Origin of the sequence: Azospirillum sp. B2RO_4 (assembly GCF_051124815.1) — a bacterium.
In the GTDB taxonomy this organism is placed as follows: Bacteria; Pseudomonadota; Alphaproteobacteria; order Azospirillales; family Azospirillaceae; genus Azospirillum.
Genome location: NZ_CP118486.1, coordinates 801,184 through 819,591, shown reverse-complemented (window position 1 = coordinate 819,591; position 18,408 = coordinate 801,184). Strand labels below are relative to the sequence as shown.

The following is an 18,408-nucleotide window of genomic DNA, read 5'->3' as shown; positions in this document are numbered from 1 at the left end:
TTCGTTTCCGGTATTTGTCTCAGTCATACGGATTGATCGACGATCAACGATCGGATTGAAAGCTTCGTTCAACAACGGCCTGCCTGCATTCCTCATCGTTGCAGGTGGGAGCGGTGCATTGGGAGGATTGCATCGCCGGGCACCGTCATGGCCGCCGGCGGCAGCCAAACCGGCCGATAGTCATAGAACCTTAGACCTACTGACTCCGCCCGGCCGCAGTCGCGGTCAGACCGTCGATCATGCGCACCAGTTCGACGACGGAGCGGGCCTCCATCTTGCGCATGGCCTGCCCGCGATGCAGCTTCACCGTGGCCTCGCTGAGGCCGAGGTCGTCGGCGATCTGCTTGTTGCGCAGGCCGGACACCACCATCAACGTGATCTCGCGTTCGCGCGGGGTCAGGGTCTCGAAGCGGGCGCGCTGGGTGCTCATGCCACGCTCCCGGCAGCGGCATTCGCCATGGGCGGCGATGGCGGCGTGGATGGCGTCCAGCAATTCCTGGTGATGGACGGGCTTGGTCAGGAACTCGAAGGCCCCCGCCTTCATCGCACGCACAGACATCGGCACATCGGCGTGCCCGCTGATGAAGATCACCGGCAGGCTGTTGCCCGACCGCGCAAGCTCCGCCTGGAAATCCAGGCCGCTGCGCCCCGGCAGCCGCACGTCCAGCACCATGCAGCCGACGTCGATGGCAGGACGCTGGTCGACATACTGCTGCACCGAGCCGTAGCTCCTCACCTGCAGCCCGACGGAATCGAGCAGCCCCTCCAGCGCTTCGCGAACCGCTTCGTCGTCGTCGATGATGACGACGGTCTCGGCCGCCACCACGGTTTCCCCCTTCCTCGCCATCACTTGCCTCCGGGCGATACGGGCAGCACGAATTCGAATACGCTTCCGCCGGACGCGCCGGGCGTCGCGGTCAGCCGCCCGCCATGCAGCTCGACGATGGACCGGCTGATCGACAGGCCCATGCCCAGCCCGTCGGGCTTGGTGGTGTACAGCGCGCGGAAGATGGCGTCGACATCGGTTTCGCCCAGGCCCGGCCCGCTGTCCTCGACCCGGACGCGGAACCAGCCCTCCTCGCTGCCGGTGACGATGCGCAGGCGCCGTTCCGGCAAATCTTCCGCCGACATCGCCTCGATGGCGTTCATCACCAGATTGAGGACCAACTGCTGCAACTGCACCCGGTCGCCATGGACCCAGGGCGGTTCGGCCTGCAGGTCGGTTTCCACGGTGACACGGGCGCGGCGCAGTTCCGCCCGCACAAGCTCCAGCGTGTCGGCGACCAGCGCACTGATGTCGACCCAGCCGGGATCGGCCGGGGTGCGGCGGGCCAGCGCGCGGATGCTGCGGACGACATCGCCGGCCCGCTGGGCGTCGCGCACGATCCGCTCCACCACCACGCGGGTCTTGTCGAGGTCGGGCTGCGGCTGCGACAGATGCTGCAGACAGGTGCCGGCATTGGTGACGATGGCCATCAGCGGCTGGTTCACCTCATGCGCGACCGCCGCCGCCAGCTCGCCCATCATGGTCAGCCGGCCGATATGGGCAAGGTCGGCCTGGGCCGTCCGCAAAGCCTCGGCGATCCGGCGGCGCTGCGTCAGGTCGCGGAACACCAGGATCGAGCCGACCGGTTCGCCGCGGTCGTCGATGATGGCGGAGCATCGCTCCTCGACGACGATCCCGGCCGGCTCCCCGCCGTCGCGGGGCAGCAGCCTGGACTGGCGTTCCGGCGGGGCGAATTCGCCGCTGCGCAGGACGACGGCGGAGAAATCCTCCAGCGGTTCCAGCGTTTCCTCGTCCACCGCGACGAAGACGGCGGACAGCGGCTGCCCGGCGGCCTCCGCGGCGGTCCAGCCGGTCATCGTCTCCGCCGCCCGGTTCATGAAATCGACCCGGCCGTCGCGGTTGCTCAGGATGACGCCGTCGCGGATGCTGGCCAGCGTGGCGGCATAGCGCCGCTCGCTGAGGCGCAGCCGGGTGTCGCTGGCATGCTTGTAGAGCGCCATCTGGATGACGGTGCGCATCTGCGGCTCTTCGAAGGGCTTCAGCAGATAGCCGAACGGCTCCGTCAGGCTGGCGCGATGCACCACCTCGTCATTGGCGTAGGCCGTCAGGAAGACGATGGGAATCCTGTGGGCGTCGCGGATCCGGCGCGCCGCCTCGATCCCGTCCATCTCTCCTTCCAGCCGGATGTCCATCAGGACGAGGTCGGGCTGCTGGCTGCACGCCTGCCGGACGGCATCCTCGCCGCTGGCCGACATTCCGACCACCACATGACCCATGCGGGAGAGTTGATGCTGAATATCGCGCGCAACGATACGGTCGTCTTCGACGATCAGGATGCGTGCGGCGATCATTCACTTCCCCGATTGCGCCCCTTCAAAGGAAAGGTGACGATGAATTCGGCGCCTGTGTTGAAGCTGTATTTCAGAGTTCCGTGCAACTGACTGCTCAAGTCCGAAACAAGCTGGAAGCCTACGGAGTCCATCCTATCGGGATCGCAACCTTCGGGCAAGCCCACGCCGTCGTCCCGAACGGATAGCCGGCAGTCCCGGCCGTCGGTCGTCAGCGCCACGCGCAGCACCCCGCCCCGCCCGCCCGGATAGGCATGCTTCAGCGCGTTGGAGACCAGCTCGTTGACGATCAGCCCGCAGGGCACCGCGCGGTCGAGGTCCAGCTTCAAATCGTCCATCTCGGTTTCCAGCCGCACCGCCCCAGCATTGCGGGAATAGGCGCGCAGCAGATGGGCGCAGACCGACTCCAGATGCTCGCGCATCGGCACGCGGGCGAAGTTGCCGAGGCGATAAAGGCTTTCATGGACCAGCGCCATCGACCGCACGCGGTCGCGGCTGTCGGCGAACAGGGCTGCCACCGCCTTGTCCTCGATCCGGCGGGCCTGGAGGTTCAGCAGGCTGGTGACGAGTTGCAGGTTGTTCTTCACCCGGTGGTGGATTTCCTTCAGCAGCGCGTCCTTCTCCTCCAGCGTCGCCGTCTCCAGCGATGCCGCCGCCTGGGCGCCCAGCAGGGTCAGCACATTGACCCGCTGCGGGGTGAAGGCGTAGGTCGCCAGCGCGTTCTCCAGATGCAGCAGCCCGACGACCCGGCGGCGGCGGACCAGCGGCAGGCACAGAATCGACCGCGCCTCCGTCTCGTGGAAATAGGGGTCGGCCGACAGTGGATCGGCGGCGCGGGTGTCGTCGACGATCACCGCCTCCTGGTCGCGGATGGCGCCATGGATGATGGCGTGGGGCAGCGGGAAACGGTCGGCATCCTCCTGCACCAGCCGCACCGACACGCCGTAAAGCCCGGTGGTCGCCTCCGCCTCCACCCGCAGGCGCTCGCCGCGGGCGAGGATCAGCAGGCCGCGGCTGGCGCCTGCATGTTCCAGCACCAGGGTCAGCAGGGTGGTGGTCAGCTGCTCCACCCCCGACTGGTCGGAGACGGCGCGCAGCGTCTCCAACAGGGAGGCCAGATCGACACCGTCGAAGCCGCGCGGCGCCTCCGCCATCGCCGGCTCGCCCGGCTCCAGGGCAAGCGACGGATGGCGCCGGGCGAGCTGCCGGACCTTGGCCGTCGCCCCCCAGCGGCCATAGCGGTCGGCCGCCTCCCGGATGCAGGCCAGTTCCAGCGTCGGCAGGCCCATGCGGCGGTAGAATCCGGCGGCGCATTCCTGGACCAGCGCCTCCACATGCGGCAGGGCGGTGCGGCGGGCGGCCTGGACCGCACGGTCGTATCCGCGCATGGCATCCTCGGTCCGCCCCTGGGTGCGGGCCGCCTCCGCCTCCACCAAGGCGAAGCGCGCGTCGAAGCTGTCGGCGCTGTGGCCGGCCCATTCGCGCAGTTGGCCCAGATGGCGGGACAGCGCAATGTTGTGGCGGGCGCGCTCCTCCGGTTCCGCGCCGTCCATTGCGCCGGCACGGGCCAGGGCGGCATGGAAATGGAACTCCGCCATCTCCCAATGACCGGACGTGGTCCACAGCAGCCCCTCGGCCCGCTCGGCCGCTTCGACCGCGGCAACCATGTCGCCGGCGATGCAACGGAGTTGGAGCGTGCGGATCCAGTGCCAGCAGGTGGCGATGTCCAGGCTGGGGTTGGCGAGAAGCCGCGCCTCGAAGGCGGCATTGTCGAAGCCCTTGCCGTCGAATGACGCAAGCGCGTCCGTCCGCCCGCGCAGGGCGCGCAGGAATTGCAGTTGCGTGGTCAGGATGTCGGCGCACAGCCCGAACTTCACCTGCCGCACATAGGCGAGCCGCGCCTCCGCCGTGCGCTGCACCGTCGCCAGCGGATCGCCCGACGCCAGCATGCTGGTGACCAGCGTCACGCTGGTGAAACCGCCATAGGTGACGTCGCCGGACTCCCGCGCCTCCTCGAAGGCGCGCAGAAGCAGCGGGCGCTCGCTGCGGATGTCGCGGGTCCAGGGCACGACATGATAGGCGAAGGTCATCAGCACCCGCGCCCGGTAGCGGGTCCGCCCCTGCCGCTCCGCCAGATCGTAGCCGAGCCGGCCGAACGCGTAGCCGGCGGCGTAATCGCCGAAGTAGGGCCCGGCCATCATGCCGAGATAGGCGAACCCCAACGCGGAGGCGTCGCTGCGCCCGTGCCGCAGCGTCAGGTTCGCCATCCGGCAGAGGATCAGGCAGACGAGGTTGCGGTCGCTGAAGAAGGCGGGCGGCAGCGCCGCGGCCAGCACGTCCATGGTCGCCCGGCTGTCCGGGTCGCTCACCGCCGGCAGCCCCGCCAGCGAGGCGACGGGCCGGTCGCCGATGGCCGCGCGCAGGTCCGCATATTCCTCCTGCGCCAGCGCCGCCGGCGGATGGGCCGGCCAGTCGATCCCGACACCGCGCAGATACGCGAGGCAGGCGTCGATGGCGCGGTCGCTGCGGTCGATGGCGGTGTAGACTGTGACCAGCAGCGCGGTGATCGCCGCGCGGTCGACCGGACATTCGGCCCGCCCGACCAGCCCCTGCAGCCGCAGCTCCGCCCGCCGCAGGTCGCCGCTCAGGAACTCGCACTCCGCCTGCAGATGCTCCAGCGCGAAGGCCAGCCGGTGCCTCCGCTCCCACTGGCCACCCTCCAGCAGGCGCAACCCCGCCAGGGCATAGGCAAGGGCGGAGCCGTGGGCGCTGGCCGCCTTGGCCTGATGCCCGGCGGCGAGGTGCAGCGTCGCCACCTCCTCCCGCTCGCGCCCGTCCTGGATCAGGGAGAGGCAGCGGTCATACTGGCCGACCAGCGCGAACAGCCGCTCCCCCGACAGGTCGGCTTCGAATCCGCGATGCAAGGCGCGCGCGATGTCGAGATGCAGCCTGCCGCGCCCCTCCGCCGGCACCAGGGCATAGGCCCCCTCCTGCACCCGGTCGTGGAGGAATCGGTAGCCGCCGTCGATCCGCAGGATCAGCCCTTCGGCCAGAACCGGTTCCAGGGTCCGCCCGGTCTCCGCCTCGGTCAGGCCGGCGGCCAGCGCCAGGGTGGCGACGGGCGCGCCGGCGCCGAGTGCGGCGAGCCGGGCCAGCAGGTCGCGTGCCCCGGCGGAAAAGGCGCCCAGCCGTTCGGTCATCAGCGTGGCGATGCCGGCGCCCGACCGCGCCGTCTCCACCGCCGCCGGATCCCAGTCCCAGCGTCTGGCCTCGCGGTCGAACCATAACCGGCCGGATCGCTCCAGCGCGGTCAGAAGCTGCACGGCGAAGAAGGCGTTGCCGCCGGTCCTCTCCTCCAGCAGAGCCGCCAGCCCCGCCACCTCGTCGGGCTTGCGGTCCAGGCTGTCGGCGACCATCCGCCGCAGATCGTCGGACGACAACGGCCCCAGCGCGATCTCGCAACAGTCGATTTCCGCACCTGCCGGTTCTGAAGCGGAGCCCCTGATGCGCTCCAGCAGGGCGGTCAGCGGGTGGTCGGCCCCCACCTCGTCGCTGCGGTAGGCACCGACCAGCAGCAGATGGCCGATGCCGCCGTCGGCGACCAGCCGGTCCAGCAGGTCCAGCGTCGCGCGGTCCAGCCATTGCAAATCGTCGAGGAACAGCACCAGCGGGTGATCGGCGCGGGCGAACAGCTGGAGCACCCGGCGGAACAGCAGGTCGAAGCGGTTCTGCGCCTCCTGCGGCGGCAGCGGCGGCACCGCCGGCTGTTCGCCGATCAGCAGGGCGAGGTTGGGGATCAGCGCGGTCATCAGCGCGCCGCCGTCGCCCACCGCCTCCGCCAGCCCCCGGCACCACTGGTCGCGGTGGGGCACCGGCAGGGCCAGGATGCGGCTGACCAGCCCGCGGAAGGACTCGGCAAGGCTGGCATAGGGCAGGTCGCGCCGGCCCTGGTCGAACTTACCGGCGGCGAACAGGCCGCGCGGCGGCACCAGCTGCTCCTCCAGCGCGTGGACGACCGCCGACTTCCCCACACCCGACCGGCCGGAAATCAGCACGATGCCCATGCGGCCACGCCCGGCGACGCGGTCGAAGGCGGCCTGCAATGCGGCGACCGGCTCCTCCCGCCCATAGAGCGACGGCGGCGGCTCCAGTCCTTCCGGCAGATCGCGCCGGCCGACGGGGAAGGCGGGGATCCCGCCTTGCGCGTCCCACAGCCGAAGGGCATGGGTGAGGTCGCGACCGAGGCCGTCGGCGGTCTGATAACGGTCCTCCGCCGTCTTGGCGAGAAGCCGCAGCAGGATACCGGCAATGGCTGGCGGCAGGTCGGGGGCGTGGCTGGCCGGCGGAATCGGCGCGCGGGCGAGGTGACTGTGCACCCACTCCATCGGGTCGCGGGCGGCGAAGGGTAGCTCGCCGGTGAACAGCTCGTACAACGTGACGCCCAGGGCATAGAGGTCGCTGCGGCGGTCGACCGAACGGTTCATCCGCCCCGACTGCTCCGGCGCCATGTAGGGCAGCAACGCCGCCGGCCGCTCGACCTCGGGGCGCTGCGGGTCCGACAGGTCGGCGGCGCGGCCGAAACCGGTCAACCGCACCGCTCCGTCCTCCGCCAACAGCAGGTTGAAGGGCCGCAGGTCGCCATGCAGAATCCCGCGGCGATGCAACTGCGCCACCGACCCGGCGATGCGGATCGCCAGGGTCAGCCGCTGGCGGAAGGTTTCAATCGACAGAGTGGGCGTTGAGACCGCCAGCGCCGACAGCGGCTGCCCGCCGGGATCGGCAAGGGTCAGCACCGGCACGGTGCCGTGGCGCAGCAGGTCCAACGGTTTGACCGCCCAAGTCGGGTCGAGCCGCCGCGACAGCTCATGCTCCCGCCGGAACCGGGCGAGCACCGCATCGGCCGGCGCGGCGGGATCGGCCATCCGCGCCAGGATGGGAAAGGGCTGCCCCGGCCGCGTCAACCGCAGCAGCCGCGTCTCGCCGTCGCCGCCCAGCGCATGGGTGCCGGATCCCGCCTCCGTCAGATGGTCTAGACTGGACTCCATGAAACGGCCTTCCCCCAGCGCAGCATCGACAGAATCTCCCTCTCCCGCCCCGGGAGAGGGAAGGGGCCCGCCGCGCAGCGGTGGGAAGGGTGAGGGGTGATCCAAGAAGCCATGCGGTTCATTATACTTGGATTTCCCCTCACCCTCCCCACTTCGTGGGGCCCCTCCCTCTCCCGGGGCGGGAGAGGGAATCATTTCGCTTCATCAAAGGGAAAGTTCGGCGGCTGCGCAGGGCGATGCCCCCGCCAGGATCATGGCATCGGCCCCGACGTTGCGCCGCCGCCAGCTGCGCGGCGATATGCCGACCAGCCGGCTGAAGGTGCGGGTGAAGTGGCTCTGGTCGGCAAACCCGCAGGCCAGAGCCACCTCGGCCAGCGTCTGCGACCCCTCCCGCATCAGCGTCTTGGCATGGTCGATCCGCTGGTGCAGCAACCACTGGTAGGGTGTGGTGTTGGCGGTGCGGCGGAAGGCGCGGACGAAATGCCCCACCGACAGCCGGCATTCGGCGGCAAGGTCGGCCAGCCGGATGTCGCCGTCCAGATTGGCGGCGATCAACTCCTTCACCCGCCTTTCCTGCCAGGGCGCCAGCGTCCCGCCGGACTTGGGCTCGCTCACCCGGCCATAGGCGGTGACGATGTGGGTCGCCAGCGCCGAGCAGACATGGTCCAGATACAGCAGGCTGATCCGCTCCGGAAACTCCAGCGTCGGCAGGATGGCCGATGCCAGCGCCCGCACCGTCGGATCGTTCATCGGCGTGCTGGGCGGGATCGACAGGTCGGCCAGACGTCCGCCGCGGGCCTCCGAACAGGCGCCGTCCAGCGCCGCGCGGGGCAGATGGAAGGTCAGCGTGTCGAAGGCCGTGTGCATGTGGCAGTCGATCCTGCGGCGGTAATCGTGGATCGAGGTCAGCCCGGTGATGTCGGCGGGCTTGTCCACCAGCCGCCCGTCGACCCAGACGTCGGACTGGAAGTTGGAGAGGTGATGGCTGACCAGGAACGCGTCTTCCGATTCCGGGCTGAAATGGCCGACCCCGCCCGCTGCGCAGCGGATGCGCGAGACCCCGACCATGCCGCCGCCCGATCCGACGACCAGCACCTCCGGCTCGTCCGGCGTCGGGACATAGTGCAGATGCAGATTGGTCCGATGGGCCGAGGCCATGTCCGTCTCCCCTGGGTTTGCTTACGGCCCGCCGCCTCCGTCTTCCGGAAGACCGCCCGCCCGACTTGCCCACACAGGGTAAACGCGACCATATGCCGCGAACCACTAGACGCAGATTAAACCCGCCAGTGTTTAGGTCGAACCACCCTAGACCTTGGTTTAGGTTCTGACTGTTCGACGTAAGATTTCCGTAACGCGATCACTAAATTAGCAATAACAAAAACACGACGCCCGTCCGGGATGGGCGGACGGGCGTGGCGCAGGATGGATTGAAGTTGGACGGCTTGGCCGCTTGCGGCAGGACGCGGCCTTCACGCGCCGCGCTGTTTCTCGGCGAAGCGCTCCAGCGAGCGGCGGGCAGCGTCGAAGGCGTCGCGGATGGCGGCATCGGCGCTCTCGTGGGCATGGTTGCCGGACTTGTCGCTGTGCACGACCAACTCGTCTCCGGGAACGGTCAGCGCGACCTGGACGGTGAAATGCTTGCCCTGATGCTGGTGGCGGTGCGGCACCTCGAAGACCACGCGCTTGGCCATGATGCCGCCGAAGAAGCGGTCGAGCTTGTCGGCATGTTCGCGGATCAGATGCTCCAGGGCGGGAGAGGGGTCGATGTTGCGGAAGGCGATCTGCACCGGTTGACGCATGACCATACTCCTTGTTCTGCGCGGGGATGCGGCACCTTGAAAGGCGTCTCCCCCGCGGGGCCCGCCCCGCAGCCCGATCTGTGGGGGCCGGCGGGAGGGGTTGGTGATCTCAGGATCGCACAGCGGCGGAATCCTGCATTAATCTGTATCAATGCGCTCCCTGGTTGCCGGATGTAGACTCCCGCCCGATTTCAGCCGGGACGAACTCAGGCCAGCCCGATCAGCCGGATCAGCGTCAGGCTGATGGCGCCCAGCACCAGCAGGGAAAGGATCACCGCCGCGGTGACCCGCCCACCGGCCCGCGCCACCGTCCGCACATCGACCCCCAGCCCCAGCGCCGCCATCGACACCACGGTCAGCAGGGTCGCCGCATGCTCCATCGCCGGCAGGGCGGCATGGGGAATGATCCCCAGCGAGCGCAGGACGATCATCGCCAGGAAGCCCTGGATGAACCACGGCACCAGATGGTGGACCGGCGGATAGGCCCGGCGCGGACGCTCCGCCATGTCGGCGCCGGCGCCGGCCCCCTCCCCGCCCAGCCGGGGCGCCAGCAGCGACAGCAGCAGGCAGACCGGCCCCAGCATCAGCACCCGCACCAGCTTCACCAGCGTGCCCACCTGCACCGCCGTGGCGCCCAGCGGCGTGGCGGCGGCGATCACCTGCGGCACGGCATAGACGGTCATCCCGGCCAGCGCGCCATACTGCACCCCGCTCATCTGCAGCCCGAATCCCAGCAGCGGCAGGCCAAGCACGACGGCGACGCCCAGCACGGCGGTGAAGGCGATGGAGGCGGCGACGTCGTCGCTGTGGGCGTCGATCACCGGCGCCACCGCGGCGATGGCCGAATTGCCGCAGATCGCGTTGCCGCAGGCCACCAGCACCGCCATGCGCACCGGCAGGCCGAGCAGCCGCCCGATGCCGAAACCGGCCAGCAGCGCCATCGCCACCACCGCCGCGATGCCCAGCAGAAGGGCCGGCCCCGCCGACAGGATGGTGGCGGCGCTGACCGACGCGCCGAGCAGGACGACCGCCACCTCTAGCAGGATCTTGGCGGAAAAGCCGATGCCGGGATGCCAGCGCGCGGGCGGCGCCCAGGCGGTGCGGATCACGGTGCCGATCAGAATCGCCAGGACCAGCGCCTCGATCCAGGCCTGACCGAACAGCGCCACCTCCGCCGACGCCGCGGCGAAGGCCAGACCGGTTACGGCGACGCACAGGGCCAAGCCGGGCAGAAGGCGGCCGACGCGGGAAAGCACTGGTATTCCGGGCACCGCCCTTGCCGGTGCTGCGGTTTCACGAACCATGGGATGAAGTCTCCGGAAGCGGTCAGGAACGAAAATCACCGTTCCGACACGTAAAATGGAGACCTCGTCCGATCACATCCAACGCAAAGAAGTGATGCGTTCGATAAGCTGGGTTTATCGGTTCAGGCCGTCAGGCAGTCGTCGAATTCGGGAACCTGCCACGGCCCGCCGAGGTCGGCGTTGCGCAGCAGAAGCACCAGTTCCTCGCGCGAGCGGGTGACGGCGGTGTAGAGCCAGCGCCAGCGATGCTCGCGGAAGGCGGCCGAATCGTCGACCACGGTGACCGACGGGAATTCCGACCCCTGCGAGGCATGGCAGGTGATCAGCCACGCCCAGTCATAAAGCTGGATGTCCTTGCCCACCCGCGGCTGCGCCATGCCGTCGGTGTAATGGGCCTGGAACATCCAGGGATGGACGATCAACCTGCCGCGCGACCGCACCTCGTCCTCCATCTGCACGCCCAGCGACCACAGGCCGGCCTCGCGGCCCTGCCCCTCGGCGGCCGGGCGGGTCAGCGCGCCGATCATGCCGTTGTACAGCCCCTCGTCCTTCTGGTTGCGCCGGCAGATGACCCGCTCCCCCGCCTGCGGCATCACCGAGTCGTGGCCCAGCAGCTTGCGCATCCGCTTGGTGTAGGTGGTGCGGACGCGGTGGGTGCCGCAGATCGCCTGCGCCGAGGTCCGCATCACCAGCGATTGGGTGCGGTGCTCCAGCGGCAGGACATGCACCTTGCCGACCGAGCCGAAGCGGCGTGGCATCTCCTGCCGGCGCAGCAGGTGGGCCAGCCGGATCACCGGGCTTTCGCGGGCGGTGCGGTGCGGCTCAGTCAGGCGGAAATCGGGCTCGCCGCTGGTGAACAGCCCCTGGCCGGAGACCGGCGGCAGCTGGTAATCGTCGGCGATGACCAGGATCTTCTTGCCGGTGCGCATCAGGTCGCGCGCCAGATCGTCGCCGATCATCGACCCCTCGTCGCAGACGATCAGGTCGGCGTCGGCCACCGGCCCGTCGCTGCGGCGGGCGAAGAACAGCTCGCCGGTGTCGCCGTCCTTGCGCGGGGCGTAGAGCAGCGAATGCAGCGTCGCCGCCCCCTCGATCCCCTTCTGGCGCAGAACCTGGGCAGCCTTGCCGGTGGGGGCGCCCACCACATACTCGGTCAGCCGGCGGCGCTCCAGCAGATGCTCCAGCACGAAGGCGGTGGTCTTGGTCTTGCCGGTCCCGGCCTCCCCGGCCAGCCAGAAGACCTGCTGGGCGGCATCGTCCTTGTACCAGGCGTCGATCGCCTGGATGGCGCGATGCTGCTCGTCGGTCGGGGTGTCGGACTGCATTGGATCGAACCGGGATCAAACCATGAATGAAGGCGGCACAGTAGCCTGACCGCCCACCGCGGTCTATAGAACTTCACCGCGGCGATACCATCTGGTTCGGGACGAAGGATGGCATAAGGATCCGATGCGCATGCGTAATCCCTACTGGCAGGGTCCCGCCACGTCGAATTTCGACGGGCTGCGCTTCTTCAATCCGGGCGAGCCGGAAACCGACCGCAGCCTCAGCCAGCTGTTCCGCTGGCAATGGGGGCGGAAGGCGGCGAAATGGCCGCGGCAGGTGCCGGTAGCCCCGGTGATGCCGGCCCGGCACGTCGATGGGCTGCGCGTGACGGTGGTCGGCCATGTGACGACGCTTGTCCAGGCCGCCGGCCTGAACGTCCTGACCGATCCGGTCTGGTCCGACCGTGCCAGCCCCGTCCGCTTCGCCGGGCCGAAGCGGGTGACGGCGCCGGCCATCCGCTTCCACGACCTGCCCAAGATCGACGCGGTTCTGCTGTCGCACAACCACTACGACCATCTGGATCTGGCGACGCTGAAACGCCTGCACCGGCGCGACGCCCCGCTGATGGTCACGCCGCTCGGCAACGACACCATCCTGCGCAAGCATATCCCGGACGTGCGGACGGCGGCCGGCGACTGGTGGAGCCGGTTCGAGCTGAGGCCGGACGCGGAAGTCCACATCGTCCCGGCCAACCACTGGTCCTCGCGCACCGGGCGCGACCGCCGGATGGCGCTGTGGGGCGGCTTCGTCCTGCGCACGCCGGCCGGCTCGGTCTATTTCGCCGGCGACACCGGCTACGGCACCGGCGCCGCCTTCCGCGCCATCGGCGAGCGGCTGGGGGCCTGCGATCTGGCGCTGATCCCCATCGGCGCCTACGATCCGCGCTGGTTCATGGCCGCCCAGCATTGCGACCCGGACGAGGCGGTGCGGATCATGCTGGATGTCGGGGCGAAGAAGGCCGTCGGCATCCATTGGGGCACCTTCTCCCTGACCGACGAGGCGCGGGAGGAGCCGCCGCATCTGCTGCGCTCGGCTCTGGCCGCCCGCGGCATCTCCCCCGCCCGCTTCGAAGCCGGCCACCCCGGAACCGTGGTGGAGGGCTGAGGCTGCTCAAGCCGGCGTCGGCGCCTGTTCCGGCAGGACGCCGGACGCCTTCAGCTCCCGCCAGAAATCGCCGGGAATCGGCTGTCCCATCAGCTCCACATTCTCCCGCACCCGCGCCGGGTTCTTGGTGCCGGGAATGACCGAGGCGACGACCGGATGCGCGGCGCAGAACTGCAGGGCGGCGGCGCGCAGGTCGACGCCGTGGCGCTTGGCGATGTCCGCCAGCCGGTCGCGCGCCGCCACCTTGTCGGACGGGGCCTCCTGATATTCGAAGGTCTTGCCCCCGGCGATGAGGCCGGAATTGTAGGGGCCGCCGACCACCACATGTACGCCGCGCTCGCCGCAGCGCGGGAACAGCTCGTCCAATGCCGGCTGGTTCAGCAGGCTGTAGCGCCCGGCCAGCAGGAAGACGTCCGGGTCCGCCCGCTCCAGCGCCATCACGCAGGGCTCCACCCGGTTGACGCCCAGGCCCCAGGCGCGGATCACCCCCTCCTCGCGCAACTGGGTCAGCGCCACGGCGGCGCCCGTCATGGCGGTGTCGAACACCTCCAGCCAGCGGTCGCCATGGGCATCCTCGGCGCAATCGTGGATATAGGCGATGTCGATGCGGGCCATGCCCAGCCGCTGCAGGCTGTCCTCGATGGACCGCCGCACGCCGTCGGCGGTGTAGTCGTAATCGACGCGGAACGGCAATCCCTTGACGAAGGGGCCATGCTGGCCGCCCTTCCTGGAATCGGCGCGCAGCAGCCGGCCGACCTTGGTCGACAGCACGAATTCGTCGCGCGGGCGATTGCGCAGGACATGGCCGAAGCGATGTTCCGAAATGCCGGGACCATATTCCGGAGCGGTATCGAAATACCGGATGCCGGCGTCCCAGGCGGCATCGAGCGTGGCTTCGGCCGTCTCGTCCGACACCTCCTCGAACATGTTGCCAAGCGGCGCGCCGCCGAAGCCGAGCGGGCCGGGCGGGGCGAAATGCGTGCTGTTGGACATGCCAAAGCCTTTCCGTTTCTGACGCCAGTTCGTTGCACTCAGTCAACACCGTGCTTCGCCGGGCCGTTCCGGTTCCCTGTAGCCACTGCCGACGGTCCAGCCGGCGCTTGACGGGCATTTCCGGCATGCCCAGCTTGCTACGCGGAACGGACGGGGACCAGGGCGCGGATGGCGATGGGAGCAGACGACAGCACGGAAATCCTCGGCGAGGCCCGCCGCATCCTCGCCGCCGGGGACGAAAGCGCATTGGCGCCCCCGGCACTGCTCGGCGATCTGGCTGCCCTGCTCGCCGACACCTTCGACGAGAGCTACACCGCCGAACGGGTTCTCGCCCTGCTGACGCCCACCCGCCGCCGCGCCTTGAAGAACCGCTTCGCAGCCGCCAACGACAGTGATGGCGCCGAAATCTGGCTGCCCGCCGACATTCTCGACCGGCTGCGCGGCGTCGCCGACACGCCGCTCGATGCCATCCACGCCCTGCTGGACAGCGGTCGCGGCCTGCCGGAACCGGGCAGCGAGGAGCATTGCCGCAAGCGCCGCTGCGACCCCCAGCTGCTGCTGTCCGATCCCGGCGCCTGGCAGTGCCGGACCTGCGGACTCGCCGGCCGGGTCGATCAACCGCCGAACGCCATCGTCGCCGCCCATCTGATCGACCAGCGCAGCCGCGTCGCCGAACTGCACGCCCTGGCCGCCGCCATCTACGAGGGCTGGGCCGTCGGCGATCGCTTCACCGTCGCCGACGCCGCGGCCAACCGCCAGCCCGGCATCCCGTCCGACCGCGACCGGTTGAAGACCCTGCTTGCCGACCTCCTGCGCGAGGGCCTGCTGGAAGAGGCGCCCGGCCCGCGCGGCGGCGCCGGTTTCCGCGTGCTGGAGGAGCCGCCGGACTGGATCGCCGACGCCCTGGCCGACCGCCGCCGCCAGCGCGAAGCCGAGGCCCGCATCCGCGAGGACCGGGCGGCGGCCTTGCGCCAAGTGCTGGAAGACGGCCTGACCCATACCACCGCCGCCGGGGAGGTGGTGGAGATCGCCCAAAGCGATCGCGGCCTGGAACTGCGCTTCGCGTCCATCCCGTCCCGGGAACTGCGGGACGAGATGAAGCGCCAGGGCCGTTGCCGCTGGGACGGCCGCCGCCGCCGCTGGTGCCGCACCTCCCCCGTCACCAGCGTCGAACCGTGGCTGGCCGCAGCCCTCGACGCCGGCGCCACGGTGGCCCCGCTGGGCACTGCCGACCCCGATGCCGAGGATTGGGGATACGAGGACTGGCAGGACTGAGCTGCTGGCCGCCCTACAAATCCACCTCCAGCGTCACCTTCACCGGATCGAGCACGACCATCGTCTGGAAGGACTGCACCAGTTCGTTATCGGCGAACAGGCGGCGCGACAGCACCTCGTAGCTCGCCATGTCCGGGACCAGCAGGATCAGGACGAAGCTGGCTCGCCCAGTCACGAAATAACACTGCTGCACCTCCGCCGCCTCGCGGAACAGCCGCTTGGCGGCGGCGATGGTGGGCGAGCGGTCGTTGACCGTCTGGACCTCCACCACGACCGTTACGCCCTGTCCGACCGCGACCGGATCGACCACCGCCACGTTGCGGCGGATGAGTCCGGCCGCCTCCATCCGGGCGATGCGGCGCTGCACCGCCGGGGCGGAGAGGTGGACCGCCTCGCCGATCTCCCGCTGCGAGGTCTTGTTGTCGCGTTGCAGGATGCGCAGGATCGCACGGTCCTGGTCATCGAGCTGATCCGGCAGGCGAGCGATCGTTGAGCGCATGGCGGCTTTCACGAAAGAACAATGCGTCGAGGTCCCGAAACTTAAGCCCCCGGCGCCCTTTCGTCACAGTATCTTTTCGCCTGACCATTCCTGCCGGGAGCCGGGCGCGTGGCGAACGCATCCATCGAAACCGCAACCGCAGCCCGGCCGGAGCCGGCGGCCCTGCCGCTGCTGATCCTGCTGGCGTCGCTGCTGTCGCAATATGTCGGGGCGGCCTCGGCCAAGTCGCTGTTCCCGCTGGTGGGCGCGGAGGGGGTGACCGGCCTGCGCGTCGGGCTGTCGGCGCTGATGCTGCTGGCGATCCTGCGGCCCTGGCGCCGGCTGCCGGGGCGGGCGGATCTGGGCAACCTGCTGGTCTATGGCGCCACGCTGGGGGCGATGAACCTGTCGATTTACCGGGCGATGGAGCTGATCCCCATCGGCATCGCCATCGCCATCGAGGTGACCGGGCCGCTGGCGGTGGCGCTGCTGGGCTCCCGCCGGCTGAAGGATTTCCTGTGGATCGCCTGCGCCGCCGTCGGCCTCGTCCTGCTGCTGCCGCTGCGGGAGGCGTCGGGCGCGCTGAACCCCGTCGGCATCGCCTATGCGGCGGCGGCGGCCTTCTGCTGGGCGCTCTACATCGTCTTCGGCAAGCGCGCCTCGTCGCTTCCCGGCGGGCAGGCGGTGGCCTGGGGCATGCTGGTGGCGGCCAGCTTCACCGTCCCGCTGGGGATCGCCCATGCCGGGGCCGGGCTGCTGGTCCCGGCGGTGCTGTTCACCGGCCTAGCGGTGGCGGTGCTGTCCAGCATGGTTCCGTACCTGCTGGAGATGATGGCGCTGCGCCGCCTGCCCAGCCACGTCTTCGGCCTCGCCGTCAGCGCCTCCCCCGCCGTGGCGGCGCTGATCGGCTTCCTGATGCTGGGCGAGCGGCTGAGCGCCGTTCAATGGGCCGCCATCGCCTGCATCATGTGCGCCTCCGCCGGCAGCGCGCTGGCGAAGGGCCGGCGCTGACCGGGCGTGACACCCCTCTACCGTCACGCTGGCCGGTCAGGGATGTCGAGGTCGAGCAGCGCCGACGCCAGGCACTTGCCATGGGCGTCGAGCGCCAGCGAGCGCGTCACCCCGCCGCCCAGCGCGTTCCGCATCACGAAGTTCAGCGCGCCGATGCTGGGGATTTCATAACGCACCACCTCGCCATGGACGGTCTCGTGGAACACCTCCTTCACGCGGTCGGCGGTGACATGCGCCGCGATCAGCGGATAGTCCGCCTCATCGAAGGCGATGACGGAGATGTTGGAGATGTCGCCCTTGTCGCCGGTGCGGGAGTGGGCAATGTCGCGGAGTTTCATCTCAGGCCTCCATGAACTGGATGGCGGGCTTCGCCAGCTCGCGGGGCAGCAGGGCCGACAGCATCGCGACCACGTCCTTCGCCGATTTGGTGGCGCCGCCGCCGCTGGCCGGGCCGTTGGTGTAGAGGGTTTCGACCTCGTTGCCGATGCGCTGCGCCTCCTTCAGGCTGCCGGTGCGGCCGACCACGCGGACCCGCACCTCGTAGGGCTCCCGCCCGCCGGCGGTGGACAGCGCGTCGCCATGGATGGAATCGACGCCGATCAGGTCGAAGCGCAGCTCCGTCGCCTCGACGCCGGTCAGCGCCAGCCGCTCGCGCACGATCTCCAGCGCCAGCCGGCCGCGCGCGACGGCGCCGGGACCGGCGTAGGAGATCTGCCCCTCGCCGATGAAGCTGTCGACATAGCCGACCGAGACCTTCAGCGTGTCCGGCCGCCGACGCCCGGTGGCGCCCGACACCCGCACCCGGTCCGGTCCCTCCTGCACGAAGCGCACCTGCGAGAAGTCGGCCACCACGTCCGGCGTCAGATAGGCGGCGGGATCGTGGATCTCATAGAGCAGCTGTTCCTTGCAGGTGGCGGTGGTCACGGCACCACCGGAGCCCGCCACCTTGGTGATGACGGCGCCGCCATCCTCAGTCACCTCGGCGATGGGAAAGCCGAGCCGGGCCAGCCCGGCCACGTCCTTCACGCCGGGATCGGCGAAATAGCCGCCGGTGATCTGGCCTGCGCATTCCAGCAGATGCCCGACCACCGTCCCCTTGCCCAGACGGTCCCAATCCTCCATCGACCAGCCGAACTCGAAGATCTGCGGGGCGAGGAACAGGGCCGGGTCGGCGACGCGGCCGGTGATGACGATGTCGGCCCCGGCCTTCAGCGCCTCGACGATGGGAGCGGCGCCGAGATAGGCGTTGGCCGAGACCAGCCGGTCGGCCATCGACGCGACCGGCGCGCCGGTCTCCTCGATCCGGTGGCCGCCGGACTTCAGTGTCTCCAACACGTCGTCGCCCGACACCGCGGCGATCTTCAGCCCCTCCAGACCGAGCGAGCGGGCGATCTCCCGTGTCTTCGCCGCGGCGGCGGCCGGGTTGGCCGCGCCCATGTTGGTGATGATGCGGATGCCCTTCTCAAGGCAGGGCCGCAACACCGCCAGCATGCGCTCGGCCAGCAGCGGATCGTAACCCTGCGCCGGATCCTTCAGCTTGGCGCCCTGGGCGATGGCGATGGTGCGCTCCGCCAGGCATTCGAAGACGAGGTATTGGATGTCACCCTGCCCGGCCAGTTCCACGGCCGGCTCGATGCGGTCGCCGGAATAGCCGGCGCCCGATCCGATGCGGATGGTTTTCATGATGTGCTCCTGTCTGCGGCCACTTTTGTAAAGCC

General features: G+C 69.7%; 14 protein-coding genes. 3 read left to right on the top strand and 11 right to left on the bottom strand.

What is annotated here, in order from left to right; all coding sequences use genetic code 11:
* Positions 1-196: 196 nt before the first annotated feature.
* The 7 genes from PWS46_RS17700 to PWS46_RS17670 form a co-directional block, all read right to left on the bottom strand.
* On the bottom strand, positions 197-847 hold the full coding sequence (locus PWS46_RS17700) for a response regulator transcription factor (protein ID WP_434621021.1): 651 nt from the start codon (positions 845-847) through the stop codon (positions 197-199).
* On the bottom strand, positions 847-2,358 hold the full coding sequence (locus PWS46_RS17695; protein ID WP_434621018.1) for a response regulator: 1,512 nt from the start codon (positions 2,356-2,358) through the stop codon (positions 847-849). The genes PWS46_RS17700 and PWS46_RS17695 overlap by 1 nt, the downstream gene beginning before the upstream one ends.
* Complete coding sequence (locus PWS46_RS17690; RefSeq protein ID WP_434621015.1) at positions 2,355-7,400, bottom strand: AAA family ATPase; 5,046 nt, start codon at positions 7,398-7,400, stop codon at positions 2,355-2,357. The genes PWS46_RS17695 and PWS46_RS17690 overlap by 4 nt, the downstream gene beginning before the upstream one ends.
* A gap of 204 nt (positions 7,401-7,604) precedes the next feature.
* Positions 7,605-8,558, bottom strand: coding sequence for a helix-turn-helix transcriptional regulator (locus tag PWS46_RS17685; RefSeq protein WP_434621013.1), 954 nt, complete (start codon positions 8,556-8,558; stop codon positions 7,605-7,607).
* 311 nt (positions 8,559-8,869) lie between these two features.
* Positions 8,870-9,199, bottom strand: a complete 330-nt coding sequence (locus tag PWS46_RS17680; RefSeq protein WP_434621010.1) for an HPF/RaiA family ribosome-associated protein — start codon at positions 9,197-9,199, stop codon at positions 8,870-8,872.
* Between the two features lie 206 nt (positions 9,200-9,405).
* Positions 9,406-10,503: a YeiH family protein gene (locus PWS46_RS17675; RefSeq protein ID WP_434621007.1), complete on the bottom strand. Its 1,098-nt coding sequence runs from the start codon at positions 10,501-10,503 to the stop codon at positions 9,406-9,408.
* A 122-nt stretch (positions 10,504-10,625) separates the two neighbouring features.
* Positions 10,626-11,828 (bottom strand): ATP-dependent DNA helicase, encoded by a 1,203-nt coding sequence (locus PWS46_RS17670; RefSeq protein ID WP_434621004.1) that lies wholly within the window; start codon positions 11,826-11,828, stop codon positions 10,626-10,628.
* A gap of 130 nt (positions 11,829-11,958) precedes the next feature.
* On the opposite strand from PWS46_RS17670, the gene PWS46_RS17665 reads away from it, so the two are divergent.
* A complete protein-coding gene (locus tag PWS46_RS17665; protein WP_434621001.1) occupies positions 11,959-12,933 on the top strand; it encodes an MBL fold metallo-hydrolase in 975 nt (324 codons plus the stop codon).
* A 6-nt stretch (positions 12,934-12,939) separates the two neighbouring features.
* Here the strand turns inward: PWS46_RS17665 and PWS46_RS17660 are convergent, their stop codons facing one another.
* Positions 12,940-13,926, bottom strand: coding sequence for an aldo/keto reductase (locus PWS46_RS17660; RefSeq protein ID WP_434620998.1), 987 nt, complete (start codon positions 13,924-13,926; stop codon positions 12,940-12,942).
* 168 nt (positions 13,927-14,094) lie between these two features.
* Between PWS46_RS17660 and PWS46_RS17655 the strand changes: the two genes are divergently transcribed.
* Positions 14,095-15,201, top strand: coding sequence for a hypothetical protein (locus PWS46_RS17655; protein WP_434620996.1), 1,107 nt, complete (start codon positions 14,095-14,097; stop codon positions 15,199-15,201).
* Between the two features lie 13 nt (positions 15,202-15,214).
* Here PWS46_RS17655 and PWS46_RS17650 read toward each other — a convergent pair whose 3' ends face one another.
* On the bottom strand, positions 15,215-15,700 hold the full coding sequence (locus PWS46_RS17650) for an Lrp/AsnC family transcriptional regulator (protein ID WP_434620993.1): 486 nt from the start codon (positions 15,698-15,700) through the stop codon (positions 15,215-15,217).
* Between the two features lie 108 nt (positions 15,701-15,808).
* Here PWS46_RS17650 and PWS46_RS17645 point away from each other — a divergent pair, with 108 nt between their 5' ends.
* Entirely contained in the window at positions 15,809-16,690 is an 882-nt protein-coding gene (locus PWS46_RS17645) for an EamA family transporter (protein ID WP_434620990.1), read from the top strand.
* Positions 16,691-16,713: 23 nt separating this feature from the next.
* Here the strand turns inward: PWS46_RS17645 and PWS46_RS17640 are convergent, their stop codons facing one another.
* On the bottom strand, positions 16,714-17,028 hold the full coding sequence (locus tag PWS46_RS17640) for an AtuA-related protein (RefSeq protein WP_434620987.1): 315 nt from the start codon (positions 17,026-17,028) through the stop codon (positions 16,714-16,716).
* 1 nt (position 17,029) lies between these two features.
* On the bottom strand, positions 17,030-18,373 hold the full coding sequence (locus PWS46_RS17635) for an acyclic terpene utilization AtuA family protein (protein WP_434620985.1): 1,344 nt from the start codon (positions 18,371-18,373) through the stop codon (positions 17,030-17,032).
* Between the last annotated feature and the right edge of the window lie 35 nt (positions 18,374-18,408).